The sequence below is a fragment of the Paenibacillus sp. J22P15 genome, assembly GCF_056269345.1.
Map to the genome: position 1 here is coordinate 792,887 of NZ_JBWDNT010000002.1, position 14,227 is coordinate 807,113.

Annotated in this window: 16 protein-coding genes and 1 other annotated feature; of the genes, 9 read left to right on the top strand and 7 right to left on the bottom strand. The window is 44.5% G+C overall.

Annotated features, from left to right (window positions below; all coding sequences use genetic code 11):
* Nucleotides 1–79 precede the first annotated feature (79 nt).
* On the top strand, nucleotides 80–481 hold the full coding sequence (locus AC0YN6_RS08105; RefSeq protein WP_475746167.1) for an O-methyltransferase: 402 nt from the start codon (nucleotides 80–82) through the stop codon (nucleotides 479–481).
* Between the two features lie 55 nt (nucleotides 482–536).
* On the opposite strand, the gene AC0YN6_RS08110 is transcribed toward AC0YN6_RS08105, so the two are convergent.
* Both AC0YN6_RS08110 and AC0YN6_RS08115 read right to left on the bottom strand, forming a co-directional pair.
* The gene (locus tag AC0YN6_RS08110; protein ID WP_475746169.1) at nucleotides 537–1,370 is read right to left on the bottom strand and encodes a TIGR03943 family putative permease subunit; all 834 of its coding nucleotides are present in this window, start codon (nucleotides 1,368–1,370) and stop codon (nucleotides 537–539) included.
* Complete coding sequence (locus AC0YN6_RS08115; protein WP_475746171.1) at nucleotides 1,367–2,404, bottom strand: permease; 1,038 nt, start codon at nucleotides 2,402–2,404, stop codon at nucleotides 1,367–1,369. The genes AC0YN6_RS08110 and AC0YN6_RS08115 overlap by 4 nt, the downstream gene beginning before the upstream one ends.
* Before the next feature lie 120 nt (nucleotides 2,405–2,524).
* Nucleotides 2,525–2,785: a binding site (T-box leader), on the top strand.
* Nucleotides 2,786–2,845: 60 nt separating this feature from the next.
* Between AC0YN6_RS08115 and trpS the strand changes: the two genes are divergently transcribed.
* A complete protein-coding gene (trpS, locus tag AC0YN6_RS08120; RefSeq protein WP_475746301.1) occupies nucleotides 2,846–3,835 on the top strand; it encodes a tryptophan--tRNA ligase in 990 nt (329 codons plus the stop codon).
* A gap of 34 nt (nucleotides 3,836–3,869) precedes the next feature.
* On the opposite strand, the gene AC0YN6_RS08125 is transcribed toward trpS, so the two are convergent.
* Nucleotides 3,870–4,046 carry a DUF5325 family protein gene (locus tag AC0YN6_RS08125; RefSeq protein WP_475746173.1) on the bottom strand — a complete coding sequence of 59 codons (177 nt, stop codon included), beginning with the start codon at nucleotides 4,044–4,046 and terminating at the stop codon, nucleotides 3,870–3,872.
* 132 nt (nucleotides 4,047–4,178) lie between these two features.
* Between AC0YN6_RS08125 and AC0YN6_RS08130 the strand changes: the two genes are divergently transcribed.
* Nucleotides 4,179–4,391 (top strand): alpha/beta-type small acid-soluble spore protein, encoded by a 213-nt coding sequence (locus AC0YN6_RS08130; RefSeq protein ID WP_054023438.1) that lies wholly within the window; start codon nucleotides 4,179–4,181, stop codon nucleotides 4,389–4,391.
* A 164-nt stretch (nucleotides 4,392–4,555) separates the two neighbouring features.
* Here AC0YN6_RS08130 and AC0YN6_RS08135 read toward each other — a convergent pair whose 3' ends face one another.
* A complete protein-coding gene (locus AC0YN6_RS08135) occupies nucleotides 4,556–5,542 on the bottom strand; it encodes a metal-dependent hydrolase (RefSeq protein ID WP_475746175.1) in 987 nt (328 codons plus the stop codon).
* 87 nt (nucleotides 5,543–5,629) lie between these two features.
* Between AC0YN6_RS08135 and AC0YN6_RS08140 the strand changes: the two genes are divergently transcribed.
* Nucleotides 5,630–5,920, top strand: a complete 291-nt coding sequence (locus AC0YN6_RS08140) for a hypothetical protein (RefSeq protein ID WP_475746177.1) — start codon at nucleotides 5,630–5,632, stop codon at nucleotides 5,918–5,920.
* Between the two features lie 6 nt (nucleotides 5,921–5,926).
* Here AC0YN6_RS08140 and gerQ read toward each other — a convergent pair whose 3' ends face one another.
* Nucleotides 5,927–6,475 (bottom strand): spore coat protein GerQ, encoded by a 549-nt coding sequence (gerQ, locus tag AC0YN6_RS08145; RefSeq protein WP_475746179.1) that lies wholly within the window; start codon nucleotides 6,473–6,475, stop codon nucleotides 5,927–5,929.
* A gap of 350 nt (nucleotides 6,476–6,825) precedes the next feature.
* On the opposite strand from gerQ, the gene cyoE reads away from it, so the two are divergent.
* Together cyoE and AC0YN6_RS08155 are read left to right on the top strand one after the other, a co-directional pair.
* Entirely contained in the window at nucleotides 6,826–7,683 is an 858-nt protein-coding gene (gene cyoE, locus AC0YN6_RS08150; protein WP_475746181.1) for a heme o synthase, read from the top strand.
* A gap of 23 nt (nucleotides 7,684–7,706) precedes the next feature.
* Nucleotides 7,707–8,312, top strand: a complete 606-nt coding sequence (locus tag AC0YN6_RS08155; RefSeq protein ID WP_475746183.1) for an SCO family protein — start codon at nucleotides 7,707–7,709, stop codon at nucleotides 8,310–8,312.
* Here AC0YN6_RS08155 and AC0YN6_RS08160 read toward each other — a convergent pair.
* Together AC0YN6_RS08160 and AC0YN6_RS08165 are read right to left on the bottom strand one after the other, a co-directional pair.
* Complete coding sequence (locus AC0YN6_RS08160) at nucleotides 8,309–8,680, bottom strand: ribonuclease M5 (protein WP_475746186.1); 372 nt, start codon at nucleotides 8,678–8,680, stop codon at nucleotides 8,309–8,311. The genes AC0YN6_RS08155 and AC0YN6_RS08160 overlap by 4 nt on opposite strands.
* Before the next feature lie 400 nt (nucleotides 8,681–9,080).
* Nucleotides 9,081–10,244: an MFS transporter gene (locus tag AC0YN6_RS08165; protein WP_475746188.1), complete on the bottom strand. Its 1,164-nt coding sequence runs from the start codon at nucleotides 10,242–10,244 to the stop codon at nucleotides 9,081–9,083.
* Nucleotides 10,245–10,407: 163 nt separating this feature from the next.
* Here AC0YN6_RS08165 and AC0YN6_RS08170 point away from each other — a divergent pair, with 163 nt between their 5' ends.
* From AC0YN6_RS08170 to AC0YN6_RS08180, 3 genes are read left to right on the top strand one after another with little or no spacing between them, the layout of a single operon-like run.
* The gene (locus tag AC0YN6_RS08170; RefSeq protein ID WP_475746189.1) at nucleotides 10,408–10,857 is read left to right on the top strand and encodes a hypothetical protein; all 450 of its coding nucleotides are present in this window, start codon (nucleotides 10,408–10,410) and stop codon (nucleotides 10,855–10,857) included.
* A gap of 5 nt (nucleotides 10,858–10,862) precedes the next feature.
* Nucleotides 10,863–12,020, top strand: a complete 1,158-nt coding sequence (locus AC0YN6_RS08175) for a transglutaminase domain-containing protein (RefSeq protein WP_475746191.1) — start codon at nucleotides 10,863–10,865, stop codon at nucleotides 12,018–12,020.
* A 32-nt stretch (nucleotides 12,021–12,052) separates the two neighbouring features.
* Nucleotides 12,053–14,143: a peptidoglycan D,D-transpeptidase FtsI family protein gene (locus tag AC0YN6_RS08180; RefSeq protein WP_475746193.1), complete on the top strand. Its 2,091-nt coding sequence runs from the start codon at nucleotides 12,053–12,055 to the stop codon at nucleotides 14,141–14,143.
* Nucleotides 14,144–14,227: the final 84 nt, after the last annotated feature.

Below are 14,227 nucleotides of genomic sequence, written 5' to 3' on the forward strand. Positions count from 1 at the left end.
ATAGTAATGGACTATATAATATGCGTTGAGACCTATATGGAAACTCACACCTAATAAATCATGAAGGAGGATAACTAGTATGCAAATGGAATCTGCTCTTGCTCGTCAAGTGGAATTTGTATTTCGTCAGCTTGAGGGTGAACTAACTAACGCAACTGCTGGTACAGTTTTAATCCATGTTCGAAACAATGCAGTGGGGAAATTTGGGATTAAACATCATCCGATCGAAAGCAAAAATGGGAATTTTGAGATTGGAGATAAGGGACTGACAGCTGCTCAGGTGCAGGCATTTAAACGAATGGCAATTGAGTCGCTCAAATACAGGAAGGATTGGTCGCATGGCGAAATCTTATACGATTTTTCCGTCCGTTCAAACGCTAATTCTTGGTCAGCCAGCATCATGTTCGAATCAAATTACAATATGGCCAATTGGAATTCGCGCTATTATCCGAAAAGAAATGATTTATGGGATTCACAATAAACAGACATAACAACTACAAAAAAAAGCTGGCGCGGAATACGTCAGCTCTTTTTGTTTATAAGCCAAACTCAAGATCAGGATACACATAAGGAGATTCAGGCATTTTGATTCGTTCGAGCTGCTCTGCTTCCAACATCACGATAGCATGATTCATATAAGTTGAACGTGTTAATTTACCTTTTACAGTTACCCACTCATCGTCGATGTAATCCATCGCGTTTGGAGAAGAAATCATAAGTCCATATGGCAAAGCGTCGGCGGAAGAACAGCAATTCATTGAAAATCTGCTGACAGCAAAACTCTCCTCCCCCATACCTGCTTCGCGGAAAACAAAACCTGAGATTTCTACTTCTTTACCCATTAAATCATCTTGAAAAAGATCAAGTGTCGTCAAGGTCTCGATAAATTGATGAGCAGTTACTTTGATTATAGGCTCCATGTAAAGTTTTTTAGCGTATGCGGCATGTGTTTCCAAGTATTCATCAAAGGGGAGCAGCCTGTCGGTGCCAATTCTAGAAGTTTCTAGTGTGGAGTTTCCGCTCAGGCTTATCCCTTTTTTGGAGGCCAAGTTGCTGCCTAGCGTTCCAGTTGGGACAAGAAAACCGAGAAGTAATGGCAGGATGAACAATCCATAAATAAAGATGTTTTTAAATAGTGACGGTGAAGGCTCATGCTCGCAATCGCAGCTCGGTGTTTGATGGCCGATCCTTTTCTGAATAGCTGCGTACACTTGATAAATAGCAGTGGCATAGAGCCCAAGCGCCGCTAGCTTAACATACAGCTCCATCCTTGGAGCCATGTAAAGAGTCAGTTCACCTGTACGATCTAAATAGAGAATGAACAAAGCAAAGCCGGTCAATATAGCTGCTCGTATAAGATGATGAGTCATAGCAGAACCTCCGTAATCCAAGCACCGATGAAAGTTAACACCGCGGTTAGTAAAATGAGTATAAGTACAATCTTAATACGGAATGTCGTTAACAGCATCATTGTGTTCTTTAGATCAATCATAGGACCAAATACAAGAAATGCGAGCAGTGGGCCAAAATCAAACATCCCGCTGAATGAGGAAGCAATGAATGCATCCGATGTAGAGCAGATTGATAGAATAAAAGCAAAGCCCATCATGAATGCGTATGAAAATAAAGGCTGATCGGCGAATGCCACAAATGTGCTGCGGTCGACAACGATCTGAATAATTGCCGTTAAAAAAGCCCCGAAAATAAAATATTTGCCCATTTCAAAAAACTCATCTGAGGCATGAGACAACGTAGAGGCGACTCTTCTGCCTAATTCACGGCCGTTTGTCCCATGTTCATGATTATGTGAGTGATTATGGCTATGTGAATGAGCGTGGTGTACCATCTGAAAAGGTTGTGCCGGCTTGAGCGGGCTTTTTCGCATAAATTTAAAGAGAAGCAAGCCTATGACCACAGAGATTACAAAGGCTAGTCCCATTCGAGAATAGGCCATTTCAGGAGTTGTCCGAAAAGCAGTGAATGTAGAAACATAAACAATCGGATTGACTATCGGTCCTGCTAACAGATATACGATTCCGATGTAAGCAGGCATGCCTTTGCGAATAAGACGACGGACAACCGGTATCATGCCGCATTCACATAATGGGAATAGTATGCCAAGCGAAGCCCCGAATAGAACGCCTAGAATGGGGTTTTTGGGTGTGAATTTTTGGATGTGCTCATCCGTAACGAATACTTGCAGCAGAGCAGAGAACAATACGCCAAGCAGTATAAATGGAAAGGCTTCTAATATAATGCTTATAAATAATATTTTGAATGATTGCAAATTGGCGATGGTAAAAATATGGGTGGGTAGTTCACGATTGGTCACGATGAGCGCAAGCATAATAAGGCAGCCTACTCCTAGCAAGGGAGTTCCTATGCGATACAACCATTTGGTCATAGTAAAGTATCCTTTCTCTGTGTAAGGATTACGATTATCACTATAGCTTATGCTGCTGTGATGCGGGATAGGACAACTTTCGTACCCCTTGACTTTGACGAATACACATGTATAATCGTCTTAAATGCAATGATGGGAACAAGTAAGCTCGAATGAATTGCGCACAGAGAGCCGGTGGTTGCTGCGAGCCGGTGCAAACTTCGATGCTGAATGGGACCCGGAGCCTATGAACGGAAACTGGCGGCGACTGCTGCCGAAGATGTTTGTACGGAAGCTCCCCGTTATGGAGCATAAGGCTTATGGGATTGTTATGCGCTTCGTTATGATAAAAGAGCGTACCATAAGCGAATTAGGGTGGCACCACGGTCCCTCGTCCCTTGCGGCGGGGGATTTTTTGCGTTTTTTTAAAGCAAAATTAAAATGAAAAGAGGTTGAAGAATGATGAAAAAAGTACTTTCTGGCATACAGCCAAGCGGGCAGCTTACACTTGGAAATTATATTGGCGCTATGCAAAACTTTGTAAAACTGCAGCATACGGAAGAATGTTTTTTTATGATCGTCGACTTGCATGCTATATCGGTTCCTCAGGAGCCGGCTGCGCTTAGAGAACAAACAGAAGCAGTGGCAGCTTTATTTATCGCAGCAGGTATCGATCCGCTCAAAGCGAATGTATTCGTACAGTCGCATGTTCGTGCACATGCTGAGCTAGGATGGTTGTTTACGACGCTTGCAAATATGGGTGAGCTGGAGAGAATGACGCAGTTCAAAGATAAATCAGCGGGTAAAGATTCTGTTGGTGCGGGGTTGTTTGTATATCCAACTCTTATGGCTGCTGATATTCTTGTTTATAATGCGGATCTAGTTCCTGTTGGTGATGATCAGAAGCAGCATTTGGAGCTTACTCGTGATTTAGCTCATCGCTTCAATACAAGGTTCGGCAAATACTTCACGATACCAGAGCCTTATATCCCGCAAGTTGGCGCTAGAGTGATGTCGCTGGACGACGCAAGTAAAAAAATGAGCAAAAGCAATCCGAATGTCGGCAGTTTCATCGCATTGCTTGATCCGCCAGCTGTCATTCGCAAAAAAATTAGCAGAGCAACGACTGATTCAGGACGCGAAGTTAAATTCGATCCGGCAAATAAACCGGAAATCAGCAATCTAATAAGTATTTACGCTCATTGTGCGAATATGAGTATTGGAGAAATTGAAGCGCGTTATGAAGGGCAAGGATATGGCCCGTTCAAGAAGGATCTTGCGGAGCATGTCGTGGCGGTTATTGAACCACTGCAAGCGAGATATAATGAAATTCGCAGTTCAGGTGAGATTCATAACATTTTGAAGCAAGGCGCAGAACGGGCATCCATCGTTGCAGACCGTACACTAGCGGACGTGAAGGAACTTATGGGTTTTCTACCGCCTCGCGGTTAATTTGTTATTTAAGCTACAAGGCTGACGCCTCGCGTCAGCCTTGTTTTTTTCTGCGTAAACGTGCTTTCGTAATAAACCCTGCTCCTATGGTAAAGAGACTTAATAAACCGAATAATAATACGAGCCAACCATTATAGCTGATGGAGACTGCCATAGCACTCATAAATACGATAGCAAGCACGGAAAAGAACAAAGAAAGCGGTTTGGACATGGTGTTTTCTCTCCTTCACAATACGTAAATATATTTTATTAGTTTTAGAATAGATTCTTTTAGGGAGCACATAATAAGCTTGCAAGCTTGCAACACACATCAAAGTGCAGAGGACGAAAGGAGAAATACATCATGGCAGGAAGCAGAAATCAACTTGTTGTTCCACAGGCGACTGCAGCATTACAACAAATGAAACTTGAGGCAGCACAAGAGCTGGGCGTGCAAATTCCTCAAGATGGCTACTACGGTAATGTTTCAACTCGCGATGCAGGTTCCCTAGGCGGTTATATTACGAAAAAGCTAGTCCAAATTGCTGAACAACAGCTGTCTGGCGGCTCCCGTTAATCGCTTCTAATACACAATGATAAAATGAAGCCCAAGGCTTGCCTTGGGCTTTTTTTATAATTCTAAATCTTATTTTAACATATCGAACATTATCGTGTGACTATCTTTATTTCAAAAAAAAGAAAGCCCGTCTATTTTGCGACATGGGCTTTCTAACGTCAATACTAAAAGGTATCCATACGCAATCTCTTTATTAAACGCTCATCGCTGAGCCAGCCTACATAAGATCCGATCGTCTCATATTTTTTATTCATAAGCAGCACACCGACAAATGGATACTGCTTGCGATGGCGGTAACGCACATCACACCATCTAACTTCGAAGCCCCATGTATGCTCACGTACATCTGCGCAAGCAAAGCTTGTGAAATATAGAAAGGATCGAATCGCCGGATCATTTTTTGACTTGGCTACTGCGGGATGATCAGAGCATTGCACATAATCGAGCCATACTAAGTTGCTGTTCCGCAAATTACCGATTGCGAAACCGCCATCTTTTACTTGTTTGACGATATTCCAAACGGAGAGCGATATCGTTGGAATGACGATATATACATCGCCTTCATGGTATTCGGTATCCAACGTTTTCATTTTCTGTAGCGTGCTTCTGGATGTAATGGTTCGCCACACAAAGTAGATGGCTAGAAACGCATAGAGAAGTGGAAATATAAATGTAGGATTTACGAAGCCGCCTGCCCACAGTAGAATAGCAATAACATGCATCGTGAAAATGATCGGATCGAATATGTGTATGATATTCCAAGAGATCCATTTGTCTGTAAAGGGGCGCATTGCTTGTGTGCCGTAAGTATTAAACAAATCGGTGAACACATGCACACATACAGCGAGCAGCACCCAGCCTCCAATATGCAGCCAAGGCAATGATCCTCGATAAAACAGCTGGATGATACCGGTAATGAGAATCGTCCATATGGCTATTGCTGGCAAGGAGTGAGATATGCCGCGGTGGTTGCGAATATATATAGCGTTTCCCTTAAGGCGAAGCAAACCATCCAGATCGGGTGCTTGCGATCCGATAACCGTTCCGAGCAGGACGGCAGTTTGAATGGATTGATCTGCTGCTACCACGGGATCGATTGTCGCAAGTCCCGCTAATGCGATGCCCATGACAAGATGTGTTCCTGTGTCCATGACAAGTCCTCCTCAATCGATGATTAGATGTAGTATCGACTGAGATAGGGAACTTTATCAAAGTAAACAAAAGGAGACTGAAGGTAAATGTACATTTGTTTTGCAGAATATCGTATTATTCCAGAATGCCGGGAGCAATATCTTGCACATACCGCTAAGCTGCTGAAGCAAGGCAATGCGGTGCAATTATATGAAGGAACAGATCAGCCAGCCTTATTTGTTGAGGTATGGAGCGCATCGACTTTTGAACAAGCAGAGCAAATCAAAGAGGAACGCTGCAGTGAGCGTTCCTCTTGGTTTGAAATTTCAGAGTGGATTGTCGGAGGTGCTGCCAAAATGCATATCTGGACATTCAAGCCGGCGCATCCGAGCGGTTAGAAAGGTTTAACGGCTGGAATTAGCAGTTCCTAATGTGGCCATACCGAGCGGTGTTGATGAGCTAACCGTAGTGCCCTGGAACGGATACTCATACGCGATTGGCCCATCGAAGGTTACGTAATCGAGATTAAGAGTCAAAAGTAAGTAACGCATACCGGTCGTTGGATCGCTAATAATGATGTGATCACGTCCAGCAGCTTCGATGATGCCTTTGAAAATTTTGGCATTCCACTCGCGATTGTTCTCGTAGGTCATATAAAAAGTTCCCATTTTGCCGCGGTTAAGGCGCAAAATGTTTTCTACATAAGACTCCTCCATAGCGGGAACTACAGATTGTGTAACAAAAGCTCCGCTTGGTACGCCAGGCGGCATCATTTGTGCTTGCTGTGCTTGGAAATTAGCTGGAAGCGTCATTGGCTGCTGCGCTGGAAGCGTCATTGGCTGCTGCATGCCCATTGGATATTGAGGGTGACCATAACCACCATAGCCGAACCCTTGAACAGGAGCTGTACTTGCTGGACTTACCTGGTTTTTGTAGCCGTAACCGTTAGACATTTAGAATTTCCTCACTTTCACACTTTAGAAATATTTTTAATAAACAGCAGGGCAATCCTCTTGTGTCGGAACGAAGAAACAATGCTTTTTATACCTGCCGCTCACTTCCTTTCGCATACTGTAGGGTGATTTGATACGTTGATCGGAATGGGCTTCAAACTACATAGTTATTGTATTGAGCGCCCACCCATTTGGTTACTAAATGATTTGTCACAATTTGCGTGGCAAAATGATGAACAAAACCGTCGAACGTTGTCATCGCGGTTTTTTTTCGGTATGATTGTAAACGATTCATCAATGGATGATAGACGCATTTAGCGTCTTGTCGCATAACTTGGGAGGCTAGCTTCGTGCTAAAAGACTTGATTGCATTAACAAAACCGCGGCTACTTCGACTTAATGTGTTCGCTGCACTAGGTGGTTTCTTGGTTGCATCCAAATGGGACATTAACGTTCTACTGCTTATATGGGCGCTTATCGGTTCAACTTTGACAATAGCGTCAGCCACCGTCATTAACAATTATTGGGATCGGGAATTGGATTTGAAGATGGAACGCACGAAGGATCGCGCGCTTCCTACCGGCCGGATGAAGCCAGGTTTCGTTTTGGCTTACGGTATTATTTTGGGGATTGTCGGACTAGCTGTCTTGTTCTTGCTAGTGAATCCATTGTCTGGCTTGCTTGGAATGCTCGGATGGTTTGTTTACATCGTTATCTATACGATGTGGCTGAAGCGGACCTCCACATGGAGTACTTCAGTAGGTGGAATCTCAGGGGCGATGCCGCCGGTTATCGGCTATTGCGCGGTAACGAATGAGGTTGATGCAGGCGCTTGGATATTGTTTGCTCTACTGTTCCTCTGGCAGCCGGCTCATTTCTGGTCGCTGGCGATTCGCAGAGTAGAGGAATATCGTGCAGCAGGTTTTCCACTGCTGCCTGTTGTGAAGGGGATCAAACGTACTAAGCTGCAAATGATTCCTTACATCGTACTTCTTTTGCCAACAGGGATATTATTTTATACGTACGGATATGTTGGTATTTATTTCTTAATTATTTCCGTTCTGGGCGGACTTGTATGGCTTGTCCATACTTTGCGCGGAACAAAAGCCAAGGATACTGAGAAATGGGCAAAAACTAATTTTCTCATCTCGGTCAATTACTTAATGGTTGTATTCATCGTTATGATTCTGAATACGACAGGATCATAATCATCGTTTAAGGAGTGACTTTCGTGGGTTTTGTCAAAAAGCATAGCTTCAAAATAGCAGTGCTCTCGCTTTGTGCAGTGATGGGGATTTATTTATTTATAACGTATGGTATGCCAGAGAAGCAGACACTCCCAGTTGAGATGGCTGCACCAGCCTTTGAACTGACGGATCTGGATGATCAGAAGGTGACGCTTGAATCAACAAACGGCAAGGCGCGTATCGTATATTTTTACTTCGCTAACTGTCCTGATGTATGCCCGCCAACGACTTTCTTGCTCTCTCAAGTACAAGATCAGTTGAAAGAAGAGGGCAAGCTTGGCACGAAAGCAGAGCTTATCTCGATTACGTTCGATCCCGTACGCGATACACCGGAAGTCATTCGTGATTTTGCAGAGCGGAATTTTGCTGATCTTAATGGATGGCGATTCCTGCGCGGCAACGAAGAGAACACACTGCAAATTGCCAGAGATTTTGGCGTAGGTGTCATTAAAAACGAGGACGGCTCCTTCTCGCATTCAAATGTCATTACGATTGTGGACAAGGATGGACAGATTCGTAAATGGATCGATGGCAGCAAAGAAGAATTGACTGCTGAAGAAATCGTCAATCAATTAAACAAGGTACTTTAAAATTCATCTTTATTCCAGATAGAAGCGGGACTCTGCGCAGGGTAAACGATATGCGCATCGAGACCCGCTTTTTCTAATTGTTCGATTAAATATTCTTCCGGAGTATGCTCGACGCCCAAATAGCCTTTCCGGGTATAGATATGTTCGGCATCTGGAAAAACGTCACGCAGTAAGAAACGAATTCGTTTGCCAGAGGAATCATTGTCGGTGAAAATATAGGCTTGATTATAGCCCACCTGTTTTCTAAGCTTGTCCATTTGCTCGGAGCCAGGCGTGCCGAAAGTGCAAAAAATCGGTACATCATCGCTAAGTACGCGTTTTAGTCTTGCTTTATCATTTTTTCCTTCTACGATAATGGCAATATCCATTCAAGTCACCTCGATTTGTAATAATATGAGTAGGTGTAAGCAGTGTAGCTATAGTTTACCACTGATTATTGATTTTTAAGACAACGAATATTAGGGATTATAAACTGTGAAACGGCCTGCAGCCTGCAGGCCGTTTCTTTTTTTAAACTAGTAGAGGCAAGAACACACTATGATCACGAGTAAGATAAACAACACAAGGATGATGCCAAGGTTTGAGACACCGCCGTGTCCACAACCATGATTTACGGAACCCACATGTCCAGACATTTATGAAGTCACCCCGTTTCTTTTACACTCGAGCGATGAACGCCATTAGCTGCTGGGAGCTGATCTGACTGGTCATCTGTCATAATGTATCATATGTCATGGGGGGAGATTAGCCCTGTGCATATACCCATGCCTACGAAAAATGGGTGCGGGAGGAAAGCAAGCGGGAAATACGCAGCGGCAGCAGCGTCACTGCTATCATCAAAGCAATAAAGGCGATGTAATATGGTGAAATGTAATCACGAAGCTGTCCCGCTGCCATAGGCCCGATAAACGCGCCAATTGAGAATGCAATGGATAAAACGGAAAAAGTACGGCCATAACGGGCTCCGCCGCTAAGCTCAATTAATAAGGTGGAGAGTGCTGGTAAAATGACCCCTTTTGCCATCCCCACAAACAGCAGCATCAATGTTAGCGGTACCGGTATGTTGGAGGCAATGCCAAAATAGATGATGGCTAGAATAAGTGATCCCCATAATGTTCGGAGATAAGATGACGTTCGGTTCAAGAACAGCATGCTGAGCGTAACGAGAGCGCCGATACTGACTACAGAGAACAGCAGGCCAGTCGTCATCATCGCTTCCTGTGTCTTCGCTAGAAGAGGCAGCTCAAACGACAGGATGCCTTGAGCGCAGCTTAACGCAACGGGAAGCAAGTAGACGAGCCAAGGAATAGAAACGGCTTGCTCAAGCGGCAGCTTCGTTTTCTTTTTTCCTTGCAGGCTTTCATTAGGCATTTGCTCGGCTTGCATGCGGATTTCTTTAATAAAGAATAGGGCGCAGACCGATGTAACGATCAATACCCAGCCAAGCAGCGTAAAGGCGGTCGCAAATCCGATTTTTGCAACGAGATAGGCTCCTGCTGCAGGCGATACGACAGCTGCAAGTGTATGAATGAGACCATTGCCCGCCATAAGCTTCCCTTGCTCCGTGCGATCACTTGTTATTCTAGCGAGCAACGACAGGCATGCCGGAGAGAGAAACGCAAGCACAAAGCCGCTAATGGAGCGGATGATGAGAAGCTGCCATGGGTTCGTCACATGCGACTGGAAGAGGAGTAGAATTCCCGCTGCCATAAGACTGAACACGATAAATAATCTGCTGCCATATCGGTCAACGCCAAAACCAGCAATGAGATTACCAGGCAAGTGAGTAATGGAGTACATCCCCATCATAAGCCCGATAAAGGAAGGCGCCGCACCTAAGGAAATAGCAAAAGGTGTCAAAACAGGGTATTGCGCGTGCAAATCAAACATGGCAATAAATAAAAATAAATAAAGCCAAACTGCGGTTTTCACAGGGGGTGTCCCTCCTTGCCAATTACAATCTTATATACTTGTACGTTTACTTGGGACAGGATATGTCTGCTTAAAAAGGATACGAGCGTTTACGCCCTATATTTAGTAGGTTATAATATTTTGTAATGGGATTTAGTACGAGGTATAATGGAGGGGATCATAAATGGATTTTTTGAATTTTTCGACCTATGATTTGGACACATGGACAGCTTTCTTCAAAGAACATTGGCTTGTGCTTGTCATTGCACTCATCGTGCTATTACTTATCGTCCGCATCGTGAAGACGGTTGTTAAATGGGCACTCGTAGTGGCAATCGTACTTGGTATTGTCGTATATAGCGGATACACCATGGATGATTTGAAGGTGATCGGGACGAAGGTTGCGGATACTGTAAAGCAGGAAGCTGTTAACGCGATGGTCGGTGAAGCAAAGGATGCTACTTTCGTGACGAACGGTGATGGAACCTTTACGGTAAAAACCAAAAATGTAGAGCTTACCGGCGAGCCGGGCGCAAACGAAGTTGCGATTTCATTCCGCGGAACAGAGCTTGGCAAGTGGGCGCTGGATAGCACGATACAGACCTTCATTGAACAAGCGAAGCAGAACGGGTAGCGCATATGACAAGCTGGGTTCAATTATTTCGTGAGCTGGAGCCTGTTGCTGTAATTGTGCTAATCGTGCTGTTTTGCTCTCTTATACAGGGGATGAGGAGAGGCGCATCGGGTTCTGCGAGGCGTCTTTTCTTTTTTGTTTGGGAAGGCGCAGTTATTATCGTATGTTTGGTATTGGCAGCACAACTTACGAATAGAATATCTCCGATCATAGCGGATTGGCTGACAAGCAAGGTGAAGGTGCCTCTACGTGAGATGAACGGTGTGGAGCAAGCATGGTTCACGCTGCTTACGAGTGTTAGAGATTTCGCCTTGCTGCGATATGCCGTCTTATTTCTGCTCAGTTATTTCCTGCTCCGAGCATTGGCAGCTTTGGCAGAGCCCTTGTTAGAGCGTACAGTTGAAAAAGTATTGCGCAGAGGCAGGGATGAGCCTATTGCTGGCTTGCAAGGCAGGAAAAATGCAAGCCGTGCTGTTGGGGCTATAATAGGTGCTGTCCACGGGGCAGGGAGATCATTTCTATTCATTGTTATATTGTTCGTCTATGTGTCACTCGTGCCAAATGGCTGGTATGTCGACAAAATATCCAAATCATTGGTCTATACCGAGGCGGCCGCGTGGCTTAGTCCGGTTGCGGGAGAGGTTTTATCCGAGCAAGGGCCTGTGCTCGCCAAAGCGGTTGAAGCACAGTTCAAACAGATTTTGCAGCGCAAGTATGAGATTATTGATTACGCCATCCCAGCGGATATTGAGCAAGCAGCTCTATTCGTGACAAAGGATGCGCAAACGAAAGAAGACAAAGCGAGAAAGCTGTACGACTATCTTGGCACAAGAATTGCTTATGATTGGGACAAAGCTGATAATTATGTGGAGCAAGGCATTTGGAAGGAACAGACACCTCCAGAGACATTTGATACGCGCAAAGGCGTATGTATAGATATAGCTCGTTTATATGCCGTAATGGCCAGGTCAGCAGGTCTTGAGGTACGGGTTGTAACGGGAATGGGAGCTGACGGCCGGGGAGGCTTCGGCCCGCACGCTTGGAATGAGGTGCAAATCAGCGAGGGTGATGCTGGCTGGATACCGCTAGATGCTACCTGGGCGAGTACCGGAGATTGGTTTAACCCGCCGGAATTTAATGACACACACATACGTGAAGCATAATGGGATGACAAGAGGATATGAGGTGATTAAACGTGCAAGATGATCCACAGAAACGGGAAATTATTAATCGACGTCATTTTTCGTTTCGATTGAACTTATTTTTCTTTATTACGTTCGCATTGTTTAGTGTATTGATTGTAAGATTAGCCATTTTGCAGTTTGTAGAGGGACCGACCCTTAGCGCGGAAGGACTTGGCAAAAGTACCCGAAGCGTGAAGATTCCACCAATTAGAGGTAATATTTACGATTCATCCGGTCATCCGATTGCTTATTCGACTTCGACCCAGTCCATCTATTTTACGATTCAGCCTGAGCTTAAGCTGGAGGATGCCAAAGCCAGCGCAAGAGAGATGGCAGAGGAACTGCATAAGGTGTTCACGAAGTACGGAGATGCTTCAAAGGTAATGACGGTTGATGATATTATAAGGCAAATGGACCTTGATTTTAGACGGAATACAATCTCGACTCCAAGACGGATTAAATCCGGTTTGACGAATAAGGAAGTCGCTTATTTCATGGAAAATCGTACTGCTTATAAAGGTATAGATATCATGGAGGAAAGTGTTAGAAATTACGACAAGGATTCGATTGCTGTTCAGCTTGTCGGTTATTTGAAGAAGTATAACACGGTTCGCGAGGATGTAGAATTTTATAAGGAAAAGATGACAGAGAAAGAACCGACCCTCAGATATTTGGACGAAGAGGATGTTGGCTTCGATGGGCTGGAGCGCATGTATCAGGATGTACTGCGCGGGAAAAACGGCTTGAAAACATATCCGGTTAATAATGCAGAACGTATTATCGGACCTATGGAAATTACGAACCCGACAAAGGGATCTGATCTGTATTTAACCATTAACAAAAATGTTCAATTAAAAACAGAAGAAGCTATTATGGATCAGTTGAAAAAGATTTCTACATCCCAAAATAGATATGAACGCGCCAAATATGCACAAACCGGATTCGCGGTTGCGATGGAAGTGGATACGGGTAAAATTGTATCTATGGCGAGCATGCCGGATTACGATGCTAATATTTGGTCTGGCGGACGAATTAGCAAAGAGGATTACGATAACTTCCAAAACGTCTTATCAAACGGAACGATTCGAACCGTTTATGGCAAGTATACCGATGAGCAGCTTAAAGAGCATCCTTCATCCATCCTGCCACCAGGATCGGTATTGAAGCCTTTATCTGTATTAGTCGGACTGAATGAGAAGTTATTTACGACGTCAACTACCTATAATGATACTGGGAGATTCTCGTATGGTAGAGCAGGGCACGAGACCTATATCCGTAACTCCCAATTCAAATCGTATGGCTACATTGATGGAGCCGAGGCCATTGAACATTCTTCCAATACGTTTATGGCAAAGATGATCGGCAATGCGCTCTACATGAGACCTACGAAAAATGGCGAGAGCAGTGTTGAGCTTTGGGACAGTTACATGAAGCAGTTTGGTCTTGGTGTACTGACAGAAAGCGGTTTGCCTAACGAAACAAAGGGCATTATCGAGTATTTTAGTGAGGCAGAGAGAGGTAGTGCGCAGTCTGCACTTGTTCAAGCCTCATTCGGTCAGCAAGGGCGTTATACGACCTTGCAGCTCGCGCAATATACAGCTATGCTTGCCAATCGCGGTAAACGCATGAAACCACAATTTGTTAATGAAATTAAGGATTCGGATGGAAATGTCATTCAAAGCTATAAGCCTGTTGTTTTGAATGAGGTAAATTTCGAAGATGCTTATTGGAAAGAAATTGAACTGGGTATGTCTCAGGTTAAATCGCAAGGCTTTGAGGGTGTGGATTACACCTACAATCGGAAGACAGGAACCTCGCAGCAATCTGTAAAGGGCAGAACAGCAGAGAATGCGGTGTTTATTGCTTATGCCCCTGCCGATAAGCCGAAGCTTGCTGTAGCCGTTGTTGTACCAGATGGCGGATTTGGGGGTTATGGTGCCTCTCCAATCGCACGTCAAATTTTCGATGCGTATGACGAGGAAGTTGGTTTATACGGCGTGCCTAAGAAGAAGACGCCGCCTATCACGACGGATGGCGAAGGTACTACCGGCGGAACCACTGACACTGATGCGACTAATGCTGCAGCAGGAACGAATGAATAATTGACTAAATGGCAGGCCAGAGCGGAAGCTCTGGCCTGCTTTTTTTATGCTTAAGCGCCCATTTTAAAATAAATGTTGCACTAG

What these genes read in the sequence shown, in the direction of transcription:
- AC0YN6_RS08115 (WP_475746171.1), bottom strand. Translation starts at nt 2,404, where the DNA reads ATGACCAAATGGTTGTATCGCATAGGAACTCCCTTGCTAGGAGTAGGC.
- gerQ (WP_475746179.1), bottom strand. Translation starts at nt 6,475, where the DNA reads ATGTCTAACGGTTACGGCTACAAAAACCAGGTAAGTCCAGCAAGTACA.
- AC0YN6_RS08125 (WP_475746173.1), bottom strand. Translation starts at nt 4,046, where the DNA reads ATGTCCAAACCGCTTTCTTTGTTCTTTTCCGTGCTTGCTATCGTATTT.
- AC0YN6_RS08105 (WP_475746167.1), top strand. Translation starts at nt 80, where the DNA reads ATGCAAATGGAATCTGCTCTTGCTCGTCAAGTGGAATTTGTATTTCGT.
- AC0YN6_RS08140 (WP_475746177.1), top strand. Translation starts at nt 5,630, where the DNA reads ATGTACATTTGTTTTGCAGAATATCGTATTATTCCAGAATGCCGGGAG.
- trpS (WP_475746301.1), top strand. Translation starts at nt 2,846, where the DNA reads ATGAAAAAAGTACTTTCTGGCATACAGCCAAGCGGGCAGCTTACACTT.
- AC0YN6_RS08135 (WP_475746175.1), bottom strand. Translation starts at nt 5,542, where the DNA reads ATGGACACAGGAACACATCTTGTCATGGGCATCGCATTAGCGGGACTT.
- AC0YN6_RS08110 (WP_475746169.1), bottom strand. Translation starts at nt 1,370, where the DNA reads ATGACTCATCATCTTATACGAGCAGCTATATTGACCGGCTTTGCTTTG.
- AC0YN6_RS08175 (WP_475746191.1), top strand. Translation starts at nt 10,863, where the DNA reads ATGACAAGCTGGGTTCAATTATTTCGTGAGCTGGAGCCTGTTGCTGTA.
- AC0YN6_RS08130 (WP_054023438.1), top strand. Translation starts at nt 4,179, where the DNA reads ATGGCAGGAAGCAGAAATCAACTTGTTGTTCCACAGGCGACTGCAGCA.
- AC0YN6_RS08160 (WP_475746186.1), bottom strand. Translation starts at nt 8,680, where the DNA reads ATGGATATTGCCATTATCGTAGAAGGAAAAAATGATAAAGCAAGACTA.
- AC0YN6_RS08170 (WP_475746189.1), top strand. Translation starts at nt 10,408, where the DNA reads ATGGATTTTTTGAATTTTTCGACCTATGATTTGGACACATGGACAGCT.